The sequence below is a fragment of the Microvirga sp. 2TAF3 genome, from assembly GCF_052114965.1.
Lineage (GTDB): Bacteria > Pseudomonadota > Alphaproteobacteria > Rhizobiales > Beijerinckiaceae > Microvirga.
In genome coordinates this window covers 365,449-381,965 of sequence record NZ_JBFRFT010000001.1, presented here as the reverse complement: position 1 = coordinate 381,965, position 16,517 = coordinate 365,449, and the positions used below count along the sequence as shown (strand labels likewise).

Here is a 16,517-nt window from a genome sequence, read left to right as displayed (position 1 = left end):
ACCCGCTCTGTTCAGACGGCGGGCACCTTAGCGGGCTTTGCCTGTTCCGCAACCGCCTGCCCCCTCTCCGGCGCGAAAGAGACGGACTGGCGCTCGCGGGCGAAAAAGGAGGATGGCATCACTTTCTGCATCTCCGCCTCGGCGGCGTTCAGAAAGGCGTCGTCGTGGCCGGGATAGAGGTGGAAGATCGCCAGCGTCTTCACGCCCGCTCTCTTCGCGAGCTCGACGCCCTTCTGCCAGGTCGAGTGGCCCCAGCCCCTGCAGTTGTCGTATTCGGCATCCGAGAACATGCCGTCATAGATCATGAGATCGGCGCCGCGGACGAATTCCGCCAGGGCTGGGTCGGGCCAGGGATCGCTGTGCTCGATATCGCTGATGTAGCAGGCGCTGCGCCCCTCATGCCGGAAGCGATAGCCGGTCGCGCCGCCGGGATGGTTGAGGGGATGGGTTTCGACCGTCGCGCCGTCGGGGAAGGTCAGGGTGTCTCCGGCCTTGAAGCCGTGATGCTCGAAATTGGCCGGCAACTGGCCGAGGCGGATGGGAAACAGGGGCGGTCGATAAAGGCGCTCGAGGGCAGCCTGCGCGCTCTCGCCGTCGAGATTGCCGCAATAGGTGCGGATCAGCCGGTTGCTGCTGAGCAGGGCGGGCTTGAAGAAGGGCAGGCCGCTGATGTGATCCAGATGCAGGTGGCTCAGGAGAAGGTCGATTTCCTCCGGTGCGGTCTGGCCGAGTTCCGCCCCGAGAGCCGACAGGCCGGTTCCGGCATCGACGACGAACAGCCGCTTTCCGCACCGCACCTCGACACAGGGGGTGTGTCCGCCAAATTCCACGAACCGAGGGCCTGACGCACAGGTCGAACCGCGGGTTCCCCAGAACCGGATCTGGAGCGGATCGGAGGATGCAACTCGCCTGATCATGGCACGACAATGACTGATCTGTATGGCGCCGCATGTGCGCCAGCGCACATGCGCGGGGCTGGGCCGATCGTCGAGGTCATTTCTCTCATGCCCTTAAGGCCTCCGGCTGATTCCTGCTGGTGTCCTCCACCGGCTCGCCCCTTTCGAAACGGATAACCGAATCGAGGGCCGGATGATCCATGGCGGGTGTGATTTCAGGCGTGACGAGGATGAGACCCCGTCCGATCATCGCGCGGCGGAGATTGGCGACGAGCCTGTCGGCGACGGGGCCCGGCAGGCCGTCGAGCGCCCGCTGGACCACGAGGATGTCGGGCCGGCGCACGAGGCATCGCACCAGATCGATGGCGGCGATCTCGCTCAAGGTCAGGTCGTTGCCCTGAATGTCGATCGGCATGTTCAGGCCGATGCGCGAGACGTCGTCGTCGAGACCGCGCTCGGTCAGGACGCGCCGGATCACCTTCTGCACCGCTTCTCCCGCACCGGCCTGATCGGCGGCGATGCGGCCGAAGAGAAGGTTGTCCAGCACGCTCGCCGCCGTGCAGAGGCGGCTTTCGTCATAGAACTCGATGGCCGGCTGCAGGCTGACCGGCAGCATGCGGGCGAAATCGGCCCTCGCGGCCACGATGCGGGCCTGCATGGCCTCGTCGAGGAGACCGAGGCGGTGCCGGCTTTCGTTGTAGAGCAGGGCAAGCCCGATCAGCCGCTCCTGGTCGCGACCGGTCTGGACGCCGCGCCGGTTCTCCCGGCGGCGCTCGACCAGATCCTCGAAATAGGTGCGGTCCGAGGCCGAGAAGAACGAGAACCGTTCGAATAGCGGGTGTCCGTCCGGGATCTCGGCGAAGATCTCGATCATGCTCGTCGCGACCGACAGGCCGATCCGCGCCAGCGGCTTGGTCAGGTCTTCCGCCTCCAGGATCGCCCGCACGAAGGGATGGCCCGCAAGCCGGTCCTCCCGGAACGTGTCGCCGATCGCCTTGCCGAACAGAAGGTTCTCGCCGATCGTGGCATAATGGTTGTAGCGCTCCGCATTGAAGGGATCCACGAAGCGGTCCAAATCTTCGTGCGCCAGCGCCTTCTGCACGTCGCGGCGGGTTTCCACCAGGGCTGCGGCAAGCTGCGGCTCGCGGTGGGGATCCAATGTGCCCGAGAGGCCGCGGGAATGGGTCAGGCGTTCGAGGCCTACAGTCACAATGGCGTCCGAGAGCCTCTTGTCCAGTTCGGCGGAGGGCGTCGCGGTGCCATAGAGAAGATTGTCGCGCAAGGAGCCGGGAATCAGGACGGTTTCGCCGGCCAGCGCGATGCGATGGGCGCGCGAAACCGGGTCGGCCGCGCCAAGATCGACGCCGCCATAGGTCAGGCGCCCTGTCGACGCGGAAAGCTCGCCGCCGATGAGGGCGGCGAGAACGCGCGGGCCGGCATCGCCGTCCCCGACTAGGGCCACATGGGACGGGAAAGCGATGCGAAGATCGACTCCCGTGATGCGGGCGCCGCTGGCGGGATCGTAGGCCGAGATGCCCTGCGCCACGAGGGCTCCGCTCTGCGGCAGCGGTACCGTGGCCGGATGCCGGTCGCGCGGCTGGAGGCCGATCAGGCTCTGCGCCAGGTCGGCGAGCAGCATGCGCGTGCGGTCGATGAGGCGCTGCCACTGGACAAGCTCCCGCACGCCGAAGGCGGCCAGCGAGGCCGCGAGGGTGCAGGCGGCAAGGGTTCCCGCCGTCAGGGGCCGCGAGCCGGAAAACCACGCCGCCACCGCCAGGACGGACATCGGCGCCAGCAGCAGCAGCGCCGCGGCGAAGGCATCCTCCAGGGCCAGGCGGCGCTCGCGCTTTTCGACCGGGTGGTGGCGTTGCGCCAGGGTCCTGCCGATGCGCTCGCGCTCGAAAGTGGCGGTGCCGTGGGCGCGCAGGGCCGGAATGCGATGGGTGAGATCGGTCCAGGCGGCCTCGATGCCCTCTCCCTCGCGGCGGCGGGCCTTGGCGGCGTCGAGCCTCAAGGTAACCCGGCGGGCGTTCAGGATGCTGCAGAGAACGAGCGCGACGGCCAGGGTCACGCCCATGTGCCAGTCGGTGACGAGCACATAGGCGAAGGACAGGCCGATCATGCCGCCCTGCCGCAGGGAGGAGAGCAGGGCCGAGCCGAGCATGCTGCTCTCGCGTGCCAAGGCATCGCTGGCGAGCGTGACGGTCGCCGAGATCTCATCCCCCGCCGAGGAGGGCGCCTTGAGGACCGCGTCGAGAACGCGCGAGAGAACCCGCGACAGGGCACGGGTGCCGATCCCGACCGTCAGCCAATTGACCGCCATCAGGAGGAGGGCGATCAACAGGGGAGCGATCACCACGGCGACGATAGTGGCCTGGATATGGGCCTCCGGGCTCAGGTCGAAGCCGGGAAACAGCACGAGCGGCTCCCGCGCGACGATCTCAGGCGGGCTGAACGCGATCCGCAGGAACGGGCCTGCCGTCCCCCCCGTGCCGATGGTCCGGTCCACGGCGATGCGGATAAGATCGAAGCCGAGCACGAGCAGTCCCCCCGCCGCTGCCAGGAAAAGAAAACCCAACAGGTGACGGAACGGGCTCGTTCTCCAGGTAAGGCGCAGCGGATCGCGCTCCATGACAGCTCCCAGGCTCGGTCGTTATCCTGACGTTAGCCAAGCCCGGCGGCAACGACCAGAGCCTTTTCGGCAAAAGGGGATCTCCGTCTTACGAAAGAAGATGCGTCTTATCAAAACGATAGAGGACTTTTCGCCCAAGGGTCGGTAAAGAACCGCCGTGTAACGGCTCTGCCGCATGTCCTTGGGGCATGATCCGGCAAAGTCCTCCTTTTCCTCTCGACAGTGGGAAGTCCGACTCTACCTGTCTCTACCTGTCACTCTTTGCCGCATTTGCGACGGAGGATCCTTAAAGAACCGTCATGATATCGTCCCTGCCGCTCGATCCGGTCTTCCGGCTGATCCTCGACCTGCCATACCGCGCCCCCGCGCCGGGCATGCCCGGCCGCCTGACCGGGCTTTTCCGGGAATTGTCGCAAAACGAGGCCGAGCGGCCGGCAGAGGATATCGAGGATCTGATCTGGGCGATCTGGGCCTCACACGAGGATCGGGTGGCGGAGGAGACCATGGGAGCGGCGATCGAGGCACTGGCCTCCGGCGCCCTGAAACAGGCCCGCCCGCTTCTCGACCATCTGGTTTCCCGCCATCCGGACTGGGCGGAGGCCTGGAACAAGCGCGCCACGCTCGCCTTCATCGAAAACCGCGATGCGGACAGCCTGCGCGACATCGCGCAGACGCTCGAACTGGAGCCGCGCCATTTCGGGGCCGTTTCCGGGTTCGGCCAGATCTGCCTCCGCCACGGCCATCTCAACGAGGCGCGGGCGGCGTTTCAGATCGCCCTGTCGATCAATCCGCATCTGGAGGACCTGCGTGAGATTCTTGAGGATCTCGCGCCGCAGAACCTGATGCTGCATTGACGGGCGCGTCGATGGATCAAGCGCGACAATCGTGATGTTGCAGGCGATACGGCGGCGGATAGTCTTGAGGCATGTCCGATTCGCCTGCCCTCGATCCGTCTCGTCCCATCCTTCTTCCTGACGGCCGCCAGTCCCCCGTTGCCGCCGGCGTGCAGCGCGGCGTGCGCCGCCTGTTCGCGCAACTCGGCCACGTGACGATGCCGGAATTCACCTTAGGCAACGGCCGGCGCGCCGACATCATGGCGCTGGCGCCGGACGGCTCGCTCACCATCGTCGAGATCAAGTCGAGCGTGGCGGATTTTCGCGCCGATCTGAAATGGCCGGATTACGAGGATTTCTGCGACAGATTCTATTTCGCGATTCCTGAAACCGTGCCCTTCGACATCCTGCCTGAGGATCGCGGCCTGATCGTTGCCGACAGCTTCGGGGCCGCCATCATGCGGGAGGCCTTGCGCCATCCCCTGGCCGGCGCCCGCCGCAAGGCCGTGACGCTGCGCTTCGCCCGGGCGGCGGCTCTTACCCTGCACGCGCTGGCAGACCCGGATTGTGTTCTCGATGGGAGGCTCTGAAGCTTTATCCTGAGAGACTTGAAGGCTCTAACAAGCGTCTCCAGGCAATGAAGCGATGTTCTCGAATATGCGTTGGCGGCATTGCACCTGACGTTGTATAAGCAATGTTATTGCTTTATATCGCCATGGAAATACACGGAGGATAATTCCATGGCGACGATCGTCGGCACACGAGGCATCAATATCCTAAAGGGCACTCCGTCGACCGATTCGATATATGGCGATACCGCGGGTACTCTGAGCGTCGGCTATGGCGGCAACGACAAGATTTTCGGCTTCGGCGGCAACGACAAGATTTTCGGCGATGCGATGACGATCACGTTGTCCGGTATCGGCGGCAACGATTACATTTACGGCGACGCCGGCACAGGCAGCGCCGGCAAGGATTACATTTACGGCGATGCCTTTACGCTCCTGCGCTATGCGAGGGGCGGCAATGATGCGATCCGCGGGAACGAGGGATGGGATGCCCTCTATGGCGACGCATATGTCATGCGCGGCTATGCGAAGGGCGGTGCCGACATCATTCATGGCGATAACGGTTACGATGTCGTCGTCGGCGACGCGGCCTATATGTGGAATTCAAGCCGTGGCGGAGCCGACAAGCTGTACGGCGACAATGGGCGCGACATCTTGATCGGCGATGCCACGCAAATGCATGACAAGGCCATCGGCGGCAACGATTATCTGAACGGTGGCGAGCTGGACGACGATTTGCGTGGCGATGCTTACAGCATGGATGGCTCTTCACGCGGCGGCAATGACACGCTTCATTCCGGCACATCCTTTGATCAGATCGAGAAACTGCACGGCGATGCGGTGAAAATGTCCGGAAATGCGACGGGTGGAGCCGATGTTCTGCACGCCGAGAAAAGCGGCAACGCGTGGTGCTTAGGCGACGCCTGGACCATGACGGATCAAACGCGCGGCGGCAATGATGTGATCTATAGCGCCTTGGAGGACGCCCGCTCATATGGCGATGCTTACGTCATGAGTGGGTCTGCCCGCGGTGGCGACGATCGTATCTACGGAGGAGGCGGCTCGTTCAGTAGCTCTCTCGCGGGAGATGCTTACCGCATGTCCGACCACACCGTCGGCGGAAATGACCTGATCATTGGCGGTGCGCGCAACGACGAGATCGCCGGAGATGCCTTTACCGGATTGGATTTTGCGGTCGGCGGCAGCGATTCACTCTCCGGCGGTGCGGGCGACGATAAAATCTACGGCGACTTCCGAGCAATCGTGGGCGCCAACGTTTTGGGCGGCAACGACACGCTAAACGGCGGTATGGGCAACGACACGCTCACCGGTGGCGGCGGGGCAGATCGGTTCGTGTTCGCCCAGGGCGACGGGTTGGACACGATCACCGACTTCTCGCACGCCCAGGGCGATAAGATCGATCTGACAGCCTATGGGTTCAAAGCCTTTGCCGATGTGACGATCCGTGACAACGCTGCCGGTCATGCTGAAATCGCCCTGGCGACGAACGCCACGATCACTCTGACGGGCATCAAAGCCGCACAGCTTGCCGCCAGCGACTTCTATCTCTGAGCGGCTAGAGTTCCGGGCCCAAATGTGGCGTCCACTTTTGGGATCATCCGATGCTCTCTTCCTTCAAGAGCGCATCGTGCGGAAAAGTGGGGCCCACTTTTCCGCACGATGCGCTGAGCAGCACTCAGGCGCTTACATAAAAAGATGACGCCAGCTTCCGAGCGAAGGTCGGAATTTCGTTTCCAACGTCCGTTCCGGCTCCCCGTCACGCTCGTCGGTTAACGCGGCGCGCGCTTCGCCAGGATCCGCTGCAGGGTCCTGCGATGCATGTTGAGCCGTCGCGCCGTCTCCGACACGTTGCGGCCGCACAATTCGTAGACCCGCTGAATGTGCTCCCACCGGACCCGGTCGGCAGACATGGGGTTTTCCGGCGGGGTCGCCCGTTCGCCGGGGCTTGCCATGAGGGCCGCATGGATTTCATCCGCGTCGGCGGGTTTGGCGAGGTAGTCGAAGGCGCCCATCTTCACGGCGGTGACGGCGGTGGCGATGTTGCCGTAGCCGGTGAGAATGACGCCACGGGCATCCGGGCGGCGGTTTTTCAGACGCTCGATCACATCGAGGCCGTTGCCGTCGCCAAGACGCATGTCGATCACGGCAAAAGCGGGTGCGTTGCTTTCGATCGCAGCCAATCCTTCCGCCACGCTTTCCGCCACGCGAACCTGATAGCCGCGGGTTTCCATGGCGCGGGCAAGGCGAGTCGAGAAGGGACGATCGTCGTCCACGATCAAGAGGCTCTTGTCGGCACGATCTTCGAACGCCATAGGCGCGTCGGCCATCAGAACATCTCCTTGCATCCTGAGAAGACTCCTTGAAAGACGAGCCCATGCGGCCCGTTCCTTCATATGGGAATTGTTCCTCTATTTCGTGAGGTTTCCTCCCATCTCGACCTGCGGCAATATTGCCGCACCCTGATCAAACGCGCGACGCGGCCAAACGATCCGTGCAATGGCTCCGGTTGTGGGCGGAGGAGCATTGGTCAGGATCAATTGGGCCCCGGATCGTTCGATGAGCGTCTTGGCGATGAACAGGCCCAGCCCGAGGCCCGATCCGCCTTCCTCGTCGCCCCTCTCCTGGCGCTTCGCCGCGCTGCGGGTCGTTACGTAAGGCTCTCCGACCCGGAGCAGGATATCCGGGGCATAGCCCGGCCCGTCGTCCCGGATCTCGATGGAGACCTCCTCGGGCGTCCATGAGGCTTCGACGGCGACCTGGCTCTCGGCGAAATCCGTCGCGTTGTCGAGAATGTTGGACAGGCCGTAGACGACGCCGGGATTGCGGCGGACCATGGGCTCGGGTCCTTCCCCATGGCATTTGACCCGGACATCGAAATCCAGGGCCCGTTGCGGCGCGACGATCTCCTCCACCAGATGGCCGAGCGAGATCGTTTCCAGAAAGTCGCCTTCCTCCTGGCCCATGGAGGTCAGCTTGGTCAGGATCGTCCGGCAGCGCTCGACCTGCTCCCGCAGGAGCTTGAGATCCTCTGCGAAGGGGCTGTCCGCGGGCGTGGCGTTGTCGAGCTCCTTCGCCACGAGGGCAATGGTGGCCAGCGGCGTGCCGAGCTCATGGGCTGCCGCCGCCGCCAATCCATCGAGCTGCGAGAGATGCTGCTCGCGGGCGAGCACCAGTTCCGTTGACGCGAGCGCCTGGGCGAGCTGGCGTGCCTCCTCGGCCACGCGCCAGGCATAGATGCCGATGAAGACCGTGCCGAGCAGAATCGCCGTCCAGATGCCGGTGACGTAGAGGAAGGGCAAGGACAGGGACTGTCCCGGAAACCAGGGCAGGGGCCGGTGCGTCAGCACCAGCAGCGTGGCCAGCCCGACCGCCAGGAGCCCGAGCCCCAGCGTCCGCTCCGGCGTCAGGGCGGTGGCGGAGATCAGGACGGGGGCCAGGAACAGGATCGCGAAGGGATTTTCGAGGCCCCCGGTCAGATAGAGCAGCGCAGCGAGCTGCAGGGTATCGAAGGCGAGCAGGATCGTGGCGGCATTGTCGCTCAGACGATGGCTGGCCGGATATTCGATGCGCAGCATCAGATTGACGATGGCCGAGGCGGCGATCACCACGAAGCATGGGCCGAAGGGGAGGTCGAACCCCAGCCCGAACCGCACGATCGCCACGGCTGCCGCCTGACCTGCGATGGCAAGCCATCGCAGGCGCACCAGGGTGTCCAGTCGCAGCTGGCGGGCATTGTGGGAAAGGCGCATCGGTTGGGTGTCGACCATAGCCCAACAGGATAGGGCCGCCGCTTCATTCGCCAAGCAAGAAAATCAGCATAAATTTTCCTGTTTTCCGATACTTAAGGGTTCCAATCCGCCTAAAAATCCTAAGAATTCGCCTGAATGTCGCGTGCCCTTGCATTTGGAATCAGGAACTTTCATCTTAAGGCTATGGTTGAGAACAAGTCCGGCTTGGCTTTTCAAGGAAACAGGACGTCCGACCGTTTGGGGATTTTAGATGAACCTTTCCTATTATTGGTATGAGACGGCCCATTGGCTGCTTGGGCCGGCCCGTGCCGCGTCCGACGTTACGAAGTCTTTGTTTGAAAATCCGGATAATCCTCTGACGAATACCACCTATGGCCGCACCGTCTCCGCGGCCTGCGAATTGTTCGAGCGTACGACCCGGCGCTACGAAAAGCCCGCCTTCGGCCTTGCGGCGACGCAGATTGACGGAAAGACGGTCCCCGTTAACGAGCGCATCGTCTGGGAACGTCCCTTCTGCGACGTGATTTCCTTCGACAGGGCCTTCAGCGGCGCCAAGGCGCAGCCGAAGCTGCTCATCGTCGCGCCCATGTCCGGGCATTATGCGACGCTCCTGCGCGGCACTGTCGAGACCTTCCTGCCCACCCATCAGGTGATGATCACCGATTGGGCCGACGCGCGCATGGTGCCCCTGGCGGAGGGCTCCTTCGATCTCGACGACTACATCGATTACATGATCGCCATGTTCCGGTCCTTCGGGCCGGATCTTCACGTGATGGCGGTATGCCAGCCCGCAGTGCCAGTGATCGCCGCCATCGCCCGCATGGAGGCCGAGAACGACCCCTGCACCCCCCGCTCGATGATTCTCATGGGCGGCCCCATCGACACGCGCCGCTCGCCGACCGCCGTCAACCAGCTGGCGGAGGAGCGTGGCACCGCGTGGTTCAAGCAGCATTGCATCACCAAGGTGCCGCCGTCCCAACCGGGCTTCTGGCGCAGCGTCTATCCGGGCTTCCTGCAGCTTTCGGGCTTCATGGCCATGAATTTCGACCGGCACGTCAACGCCCATTGGGACATGTTCGATCACCTGGTCGACGGCGACGGCGATTCGGCCGAGAAGCACCGGGACTTCTATGACGAATATCTCGCCGTCATGGACCTGACCGCCGAATTCTATCTCCAGACGGTCGACAAGGTCTTCGTGCGGCACGAGCTGCCGAAGGGCGAGATGATGCACCGTGACAAGCCGGTCGACCTGATGTCGATCCGCACCTGCGCCATCATGGCGATCGAGGGCGAGCGGGACGATATTTCCGGCATCGGTCAGACCATGGCGGCGCTCGATCTGACGCCGAACCTGCCGACTGACAAGAAGGTCTACCATCTGCAAAAGGGTGTCGGCCATTATGGCGTCTTCAACGGATCTCGTTTCCGGGCTGAAATCGCTCCTCGAATCGTTGAATTCACTGAGAATCACGACAAAGGAACGCCACGAAAAAAGCCGTCAACCCCCTAATTTCGTTCTGGATCGGTTCACGGCAGCGGCAAACGGCTGCGCTGACAAAGAATCCCCGGCGGGGCAGATTGCGGACATGAGATTCGCCCTGTTCCGCCGCATCCCTGCGGACCCCCCTCATCTCAAAGTTTCCCATGAAGGCCAAGCCTTTAAGGTGGCCTTGAAACGCCGTCCGACCGCCAAGCGGATCACCTTGCGCGTCTCCAACGCGACGGGTGAAGTCGTGCTGACGATTCCGGAGCGGACGGATATCGGCATTGCCCAGCGTTTCGCCGACAGTCACGGCAGCTGGATCGCGACAAGGCTCGCCAAGGTGCCGATGCGGGTGCTGTTCGAGCCCGGCTCTCTCGTGCCCCTTCGCGGCGTGCCGCATAGGATCGTCCATTGGTCGAACGTTAGGGGAGCGACCCAGGCGACCAAGGGCAGCGACGGTGCCCCGATCCTGGCCGTCTCGGGCGAGCGGCCCCATGTGGCGCGCCGGGTGCAGGATTTCCTCGAGACCGAGGCCAAGCGCGACTTCGCCGAGGCCGTGAAGCGCCACACCGCCGCGCTCGGCGCGAAGGCGAAGCGGATCACGGTGCGCGACACCAAGAGCCGGTGGGGTTCCTGCTCGGCGACGGGAGCGTTGAGCTTCTCCTGGCGGCTGATCATGGCGCCATCCTTCGTGCTCGATTATCTCGCCGCCCACGAGGTCGCGCATCTGCGCGAACTGAACCATTCCCACCGGTTCTGGAAGCTCGTGCACGATCTCTGCCCGCGCACGGAAGAGGCCGAAGCCTGGCTGAAAACCTATGGCAGCGCCCTGCACCGGTTCGGTTGAAGCGGATCTCCTCGCCAGATTGTATGAGATGACAGACGAAGGATTTCGGCTTAGAGCTTGGTCATGTTTCAAGGGGCATGACCAAGCTCTAAGTTTTTGTCTTCGCATGATCTATACGGACAACCGGATTCCACTTGTCCTGATCACGCTCTAGGCCAATCCGTCCCGCCTCTCATCCGCTGGTGCCATGCTCAAGCCCGATACGCTCGCCCTGACCGTCGTCCTGGCGCTTCTCACATCGCTGGGGCCGCTCTCGACGGACATGTATCTGCCCTCTTTGCCGTCCATCGCGGCGGATCTGGGCGCAAGCACCGGCCAGACCCAGCTCACCCTCTCGGCCTTTCTTCTCGGCTTTGCCGCGGGGCAATTCGTCTACGGTCCCGTCTCCGACCGGATCGGCCGCAAGCCGGTGCTGCTGTTCGGCCTCGGGCTCTTCACCCTGGCGAGCCTCGTCTGCGCCGTCGCGCCCACCATCGAGACCCTGATCCTGGCCCGGTTCGTGCAGGCGCTCGGCGCCTCCGGCCCCATCGTGCTGGCCCGCGCCATCGTGCGCGATTTCTACGAGGGTCCGCGCGCCGGACGGGAATTGTCGCGCATGGGCACGATCATGGGCGTCGTTCCGGCCATCGCGCCGGTCATCGGCGGCCTCATCGCGCAAGGGGGCGGATGGCGCATGACCTTCATCGTCACGATCCTGGGCGGCGGCGCCATCGCCGCCATCGTGGCCTGGCGCCTGCCCGAGTCGATCCGGAAGAGGTCCGAGATGCCGGTGTCGTTCTTTACCATCATCAGGGGCTTTCGCACCCTGCTGAGGCATCGCGGCTACCGGGTCTATGTGTGCCTCTCCATGCTGACCTATGGCGGCCTCTTCGCCTTCATCTCCGGCTCGTCCTTCGTGCTTCAAGGCATCTACGGCCTCGGCCAGCTCGCCTACGGCTTCTCCTTCGGCTTCATGGTGATCGGCTATATTACCGGCACCTTCCTGGCGCAGCGTCTGGTCGGGCCGCGCGGCCTCGACGGGACGATCAGGCTCGGAGTGACCTGCCTCGCCATCGGCGGCGTGACGATGCTCGCACTGGTCGCGGGCGGGGTTGCTTCGTTCATGGCGATTACCGGCCCCATGACGATCTATGCGCTGGGCGTCGGCCTCACCATGCCACAATCCATGGCCTCGGCGCTGATGCCCTTCCCGGAACGGGCGGGCGCCGCCTCCTCCCTGCTCGGCATCTGCCAGATGACCTTCGCCGCCATCCTCGGCATCGTGCTGGGCCAGAATCTCGGCGCCTCCGCATTGCCGCTTCCGCTCACCATCGCAGCGACGGGCACCCTGGCGCTGACGGTCTTCCTCTCGACCGGACGGGCGCGGCGGGGCTGAGGTATACGGAAATGGTCTTTCCACGGGGCTTCCGATCATCCGATGTTCTCCTTTCAAGAACGCATCGGATGATCCCAAAAGTGGATTCCACTTTTGAATCCGAGGCCTTAGCATGAGGCATGAGCCACATCCGCATCGCCGGCCCGGATGATCGCGAAGCGATCGAAGCCATCGTCCAATCCGCTTACGCGCGTTACGTGTCCCGCATCGGACGCAAGCCCGGCCCGATGCTGGACGATTATGCCGCCCTCATTGCGGACAGGCGGGTTCATGTTCTCGTCGACGAGGATGAGATTCGCGGTATCCTCGTCCTGATCCCGGACGAGACCGCGATGCTGCTCGACAACATCGCCGTCGATCCGCATGCGCAGGGGCGCGGCTATGGCCGGATGCTGTTGACCTTCGCCGAAAAAGCCGCGCGCGAAGCGGGCTGCGCGGCCATCCGCCTCTACACGAACGAAGCGATGACCGAGAACCTGGCGCTCTATGCGCGGATGGGTTTTGCCGAGACGCATCGCGCCGAGGAGAAGGGATTCAGGCGCGTCTACATGACGAAGCTGCTGCGGCCGTGAGCGTGAAGCGACGCCGCCCTACCTGCGCCTTGCCTCTGTGCCTGTTAGAAATGTGAAGGGTTGCGAAACGGCATCATCATCTCAGCGGGTTACGACAAATGGCTCGTAATGGCGGGTTTGGATGTCGATAAACCTTTGCTGAGATGGGTCGTGCCAATCCGGGCGCTGGATTTGGATGCGGATGGGCAATCGGCTGATCGGATCGATCTGCATCCGTCGAGTCTGGATCAGACGTTTCGCAGAATGATCATCTCCATAGATATCATAGTCGATCACATCGTACTCGTGCCCCTCGACCAGGTCCTTTCCCATGCAGCGCGTACCGCCGACCTCGTCCGGAAGGGGCATCAACTCCCACCTGAGATACTTGAGGTCAGCATAGACCTTCGTCTCATCATACCCGTTCGGCCCCGCCCAAGGATCGTCAGCGATGTATGTGGCATCCCTAGGGGGATAATGTTGACTGAGATCGAGGTGATGAAAACGAAACGAGAAAGGAGGCGAGAACGCTCCCATAGTGCCGCCATCGTGCGACATGAAACCTTGGCGTGAGAAGCGAAACGAAGCTTTGCGTCCCCGTTCAACAGTTTCAAAAAATCTCGCGCGACAGGCGGGATCGGATGCGCTCACCGCCGCGTCGAAGCGTGCGAGGGACGTTGCGCGCCGCTGTTCGAGGTCGACTGCCGGGATCTCGATTCGAAGTGCAGGATCATAGGTATAGGTGGTGACGCTATTGACCGATCCATCCCACTCCATTCGGACCGGCAAACCACTCGATGGATCGACGAAAAGCCGTGCGATTGAGGCTTTGCCTTCTTTGCTCGCGAATAGGTATTTTTCGAATGTGCGTCCATCCTCCGTTACCACGCCAAGGCAGCTTGCCTCTTCCTTGAAGCGCGCGAAGAGCTCGGGAAGCGAAAACGAATTCAACCGCTCTCCTGACGGAAACCATCCGAGACCGTCATTCTCCCAAACCTTGCTGTCGATGACGATGACTTCGTACTGCCCGTAGGCCCGGTCCGAACAAGGATATTCGTGTTCAGCTCGGCCCGGATCAATAACGCCGCATTCCTGGCGCCTGAAATTCTGATTCCAGACATGCCTCTCATAACGATAGGGGCCCGACGCTTCGATCCTGCTGCGGGCGGCCCACGCGTCATCGCGACAGTCGGCCAATGCGGGAAACGCTCCTAGAACGGCGAGTGCTCCCCAGATAAATGCCCGCATGCAGCCAGTCTTTCCAGTAAAGCGATTTCTAGCTCTTGTGCTATAGTATAACTATACTGGAGGCTGCAAGCTGCAAGCTGCAAGCTGCAAGCTGCAAGCTGTAAGCAATCCTCACAATCCGAACAGCCGCTCCAGCAGGTTCTTCTGGCGCGGATTGTGTGCCGGGGCGATCCAGCCGTCCTGATTCTGGGGGGCGGGGTAGCCGCGGCTGGCTCCCGCATCGGCGACGGGTGTGCCTCCCGGCTGGAAGGTTTCGCCGCCGGGCAGGGGCACGGGCTGCTGATCCTTCAGCGCAACCTTCATGAAGCTGTGCCACACCTCGGTCGGCAGGTTGCCGCCGGTCACCCGCTTCGTCAGCGCGCCGTCGTCGTTGCCGAGCCAGACGCCCGCCACCAGCGACCCCGTGAAGCCGACGAACCATGCATCCTTGTAGTCCTGCGTCGTTCCGGTCTTGCCGGCCATGACCCAGCCGGGGATCTGCGCCTTCTTCGCCGTGCCGATGACGAAGGTGTTGTGCATCATGTCGTTCATCATGGCGACCGCGCCCGGATCCATGACTCGGCCGAGGCCGCCCCCGGAGGGACGCTTGTAGATGACCTTGCCGTCCGTCGTCTTCACTTGGGCGATGACATAGGGAGTCACCCCGGTGCCGCCATTGGCGAAGGCGGCATAGGCGCTCACCAGTTCGAGCGGCGTGACCTCGGATGTGCCGAGCGCGAGCGAGGGATTGGCCTGGAGCGGCGAGGAAATACCGAGGCGTTGCGCGGTCTGCACCACTGCCTTCGGCCCGACTTCGAGGTTGAGCTTGACGGCGATGGTGTTCAGGGACAGCGCCAGCGCATCCCGCAAGGTGATCGCGCCGCGATAGCCGCGGTCGTAGTTTTCCGGCGTCCAGCCCTTGTAGTTGACGGGCGAATCCTCCCGCACCGTATTGGGCGTCAGGCCCTTCTCGATGGCGGTGAGATAGACGAAGGGCTTGAAGGACGAGCCCGGCTGGCGGCGGGCGACGGTCGCCCGGTTGAACTGGCTCGTCTCGTAATTCCGGCCGCCGACGAGGGCTTTCAGCGCCCCGTCCGGCTGCAGGGCCACGAATGCGCCCTGGTTGACGTTGAATTTCTGGCCCTTGGCGTTCAGCTCGTCGACGAGTGCGCGCTCGGCCGCGGCCTGCATCGCTGGGTCGATGGTGGTCGAGACCACGATGTCCGATTCGATCGTGCCGACGAAATCGTCGAGCACGTCCATCACGTAGTCAGCAGCATAGTTGACCGAGCCCGCCCCTTGCGGACGCGTGGGCTGGGCGGGGGCGCCGAGGGCCGTCTTCGTCATGCCCGGCGTGATGAAGCCGAGCTCGTTCATGGCCGCGATCACAAGTTCGGCGCGGGCCTGCGCGGCCTCCGGATTACGGTTGGGGGCGAGTCGCGACGGGGCTTGGACGAGACCGGCGAGAACCGCTGCTTCTGACAGCGAAACGTTGCGCGCCGACTTGCCGTAATAGCGCTGGGCGGCCGCCTCGACGCCATAGGCGCCGGCGCCGAAATAGACCCGGTTGAGATAGAGTTCGAGGATCTGGTCCTTGGTGTAGTTGCGCTCGAGCCAGAGCGAGAGGATCGCCTCCTGGATCTTGCGCGAGGCCGTGCGCTCCTGGGTCAGGAACAGGTTCTTGGCGAGCTGCTGCGTCAGGGTCGAGCCGCCCTGGGCCACGCCGCGACGGCTGAGATTGCGGAAAATCGCACGGGCGATGCCGACGGGGTCGATGCCCCAATGGTCGTAGAAGCGCCGGTCCTCGATGGCGACGAAAGCCTTGGGCAGATAGGGCGGCAGCTCCTTGATCGACACGGTGCGCCCGCCCATCTCGCCTTTGTTGGCGAGAAGCGTGCCGTCGCTCGCCATGATGGCGATGTTCGGCGGCCGTTTCGGCACGGTGAGCTGGTCGATGGGGGGGAGCTGCGCGGCGTAATAGGCGACGATGCCGCCGACGGCGATGATTCCCCACAGGCACAGGACGATTCCGCCATAGACGAGCTTGCTCAGGAAAGAGCCGCCGCGCCTGCGCTTCGCCTTTTTCGGACGCGTCGTGCGCCGTGGCGATGGATTCCCGCCGCCCTGAGAAGCGCGCTTCTGCGCCATTCTGCCCCCTGCCCGATCCTCAGGCGAAAGGCGAAAATCCAACGCCTCCGCATCGGTGGCCGGCGTCTCGAAGACCGGCTCGCGCCGGTCACGTCCGTTCGCCACGTCTTACCCCGTCATCATGCTGCCGGCATTCTCCGGCTTCCATAGCATGCTCTGAGGCACTGTAATTGTGGCGGTTTA

Annotated in this window: 13 protein-coding genes; 7 read left to right on the top strand and 6 right to left on the bottom strand. The window is 63.5% G+C overall.

From position 1 onward, the window contains the following. Nucleotides 1-11: 11 nt before the first annotated feature. Together AB4Y97_RS01705 and AB4Y97_RS01700 are read right to left on the bottom strand one after the other, a co-directional pair. Complete coding sequence (locus AB4Y97_RS01705) at nt 12-917, bottom strand: MBL fold metallo-hydrolase (protein ID WP_441997258.1); 906 nt, start codon at nt 915-917, stop codon at nt 12-14. An 85-nt stretch (nt 918-1,002) separates the two neighbouring features. Further along, nucleotides 1,003-3,528: an ABC transporter ATP-binding protein gene (locus AB4Y97_RS01700; RefSeq protein WP_441997257.1), complete on the bottom strand. Its 2,526-nt coding sequence runs from the start codon at nt 3,526-3,528 to the stop codon at nt 1,003-1,005. A 299-nt stretch (nt 3,529-3,827) separates the two neighbouring features. Between AB4Y97_RS01700 and AB4Y97_RS01695 the strand changes: the two genes are divergently transcribed. From AB4Y97_RS01695 to AB4Y97_RS01685, 3 genes are all read left to right on the top strand, one after another. Then, the gene (locus AB4Y97_RS01695; protein ID WP_441997256.1) at nt 3,828-4,382 is read left to right on the top strand and encodes a hypothetical protein; all 555 of its coding nucleotides are present in this window, start codon (nt 3,828-3,830) and stop codon (nt 4,380-4,382) included. A 71-nt stretch (nt 4,383-4,453) separates the two neighbouring features. Then, nucleotides 4,454-4,951: an MmcB family DNA repair protein gene (locus AB4Y97_RS01690; RefSeq protein WP_441997255.1), complete on the top strand. Its 498-nt coding sequence runs from the start codon at nt 4,454-4,456 to the stop codon at nt 4,949-4,951. 150 nt (nt 4,952-5,101) lie between these two features. Beyond that, nucleotides 5,102-6,502, top strand: a complete 1,401-nt coding sequence (locus tag AB4Y97_RS01685; RefSeq protein WP_441997254.1) for a calcium-binding protein — start codon at nt 5,102-5,104, stop codon at nt 6,500-6,502. Nucleotides 6,503-6,720: 218 nt separating this feature from the next. On the opposite strand, the gene AB4Y97_RS01680 is transcribed toward AB4Y97_RS01685, so the two are convergent. Together AB4Y97_RS01680 and AB4Y97_RS01675 are read right to left on the bottom strand one after the other, a co-directional pair. Beyond that, on the bottom strand, nt 6,721-7,278 hold the full coding sequence (locus AB4Y97_RS01680; protein WP_441997253.1) for an ActR/PrrA/RegA family redox response regulator transcription factor: 558 nt from the start codon (nt 7,276-7,278) through the stop codon (nt 6,721-6,723). Between the two features lie 81 nt (nt 7,279-7,359). Continuing rightward, a complete protein-coding gene (locus AB4Y97_RS01675; RefSeq protein ID WP_441997252.1) occupies nt 7,360-8,718 on the bottom strand; it encodes an ActS/PrrB/RegB family redox-sensitive histidine kinase in 1,359 nt (452 codons plus the stop codon). 232 nt (nt 8,719-8,950) lie between these two features. Here AB4Y97_RS01675 and AB4Y97_RS01670 point away from each other — a divergent pair, with 232 nt between their 5' ends. From AB4Y97_RS01670 to AB4Y97_RS01655, 4 genes are all read left to right on the top strand, one after another. After that, nucleotides 8,951-10,213, top strand: a complete 1,263-nt coding sequence (locus AB4Y97_RS01670; RefSeq protein ID WP_441997251.1) for a polyhydroxyalkanoate depolymerase — start codon at nt 8,951-8,953, stop codon at nt 10,211-10,213. 76 nt (nt 10,214-10,289) lie between these two features. Next, a complete protein-coding gene (locus tag AB4Y97_RS01665; protein WP_441997250.1) occupies nt 10,290-11,033 on the top strand; it encodes a M48 family metallopeptidase in 744 nt (247 codons plus the stop codon). Between the two features lie 187 nt (nt 11,034-11,220). Next, nucleotides 11,221-12,408, top strand: coding sequence for a multidrug effflux MFS transporter (locus AB4Y97_RS01660; protein WP_441997249.1), 1,188 nt, complete (start codon nt 11,221-11,223; stop codon nt 12,406-12,408). A 119-nt stretch (nt 12,409-12,527) separates the two neighbouring features. Beyond that, nucleotides 12,528-12,980 (top strand): GNAT family N-acetyltransferase, encoded by a 453-nt coding sequence (locus AB4Y97_RS01655; RefSeq protein ID WP_441997248.1) that lies wholly within the window; start codon nt 12,528-12,530, stop codon nt 12,978-12,980. An 81-nt stretch (nt 12,981-13,061) separates the two neighbouring features. Here AB4Y97_RS01655 and AB4Y97_RS01650 read toward each other — a convergent pair whose 3' ends face one another. Both AB4Y97_RS01650 and AB4Y97_RS01645 read right to left on the bottom strand, forming a co-directional pair. Further along, nucleotides 13,062-14,207, bottom strand: a complete 1,146-nt coding sequence (locus tag AB4Y97_RS01650) for a hypothetical protein (RefSeq protein WP_441997247.1) — start codon at nt 14,205-14,207, stop codon at nt 13,062-13,064. A gap of 111 nt (nt 14,208-14,318) precedes the next feature. Next, the gene (locus AB4Y97_RS01645; RefSeq protein ID WP_441997246.1) at nt 14,319-16,439 is read right to left on the bottom strand and encodes a transglycosylase domain-containing protein; all 2,121 of its coding nucleotides are present in this window, start codon (nt 16,437-16,439) and stop codon (nt 14,319-14,321) included. Between the last annotated feature and the right edge of the window lie 78 nt (nt 16,440-16,517).

Bases quoted from the DNA above. Each gene is read 5' to 3' on its own strand.
- AB4Y97_RS01705 (WP_441997258.1), bottom strand. From the start codon at position 917: ATGATCAGGCGAGTTGCATCCTCCGATCCGCTCCAGATCCGGTTCTGG.
- AB4Y97_RS01700 (WP_441997257.1), bottom strand. From the start codon at position 3,528: ATGGAGCGCGATCCGCTGCGCCTTACCTGGAGAACGAGCCCGTTCCGT.
- AB4Y97_RS01695 (WP_441997256.1), top strand. From the start codon at position 3,828: ATGATATCGTCCCTGCCGCTCGATCCGGTCTTCCGGCTGATCCTCGAC.
- AB4Y97_RS01690 (WP_441997255.1), top strand. From the start codon at position 4,454: ATGTCCGATTCGCCTGCCCTCGATCCGTCTCGTCCCATCCTTCTTCCT.
- AB4Y97_RS01685 (WP_441997254.1), top strand. From the start codon at position 5,102: ATGGCGACGATCGTCGGCACACGAGGCATCAATATCCTAAAGGGCACT.
- AB4Y97_RS01680 (WP_441997253.1), bottom strand. From the start codon at position 7,278: ATGGCCGACGCGCCTATGGCGTTCGAAGATCGTGCCGACAAGAGCCTC.
- AB4Y97_RS01675 (WP_441997252.1), bottom strand. From the start codon at position 8,718: ATGGTCGACACCCAACCGATGCGCCTTTCCCACAATGCCCGCCAGCTG.
- AB4Y97_RS01670 (WP_441997251.1), top strand. From the start codon at position 8,951: ATGAACCTTTCCTATTATTGGTATGAGACGGCCCATTGGCTGCTTGGG.
- AB4Y97_RS01665 (WP_441997250.1), top strand. From the start codon at position 10,290: ATGAGATTCGCCCTGTTCCGCCGCATCCCTGCGGACCCCCCTCATCTC.
- AB4Y97_RS01660 (WP_441997249.1), top strand. From the start codon at position 11,221: ATGCTCAAGCCCGATACGCTCGCCCTGACCGTCGTCCTGGCGCTTCTC.
- AB4Y97_RS01655 (WP_441997248.1), top strand. From the start codon at position 12,528: ATGAGCCACATCCGCATCGCCGGCCCGGATGATCGCGAAGCGATCGAA.
- AB4Y97_RS01650 (WP_441997247.1), bottom strand. From the start codon at position 14,207: ATGCGGGCATTTATCTGGGGAGCACTCGCCGTTCTAGGAGCGTTTCCC.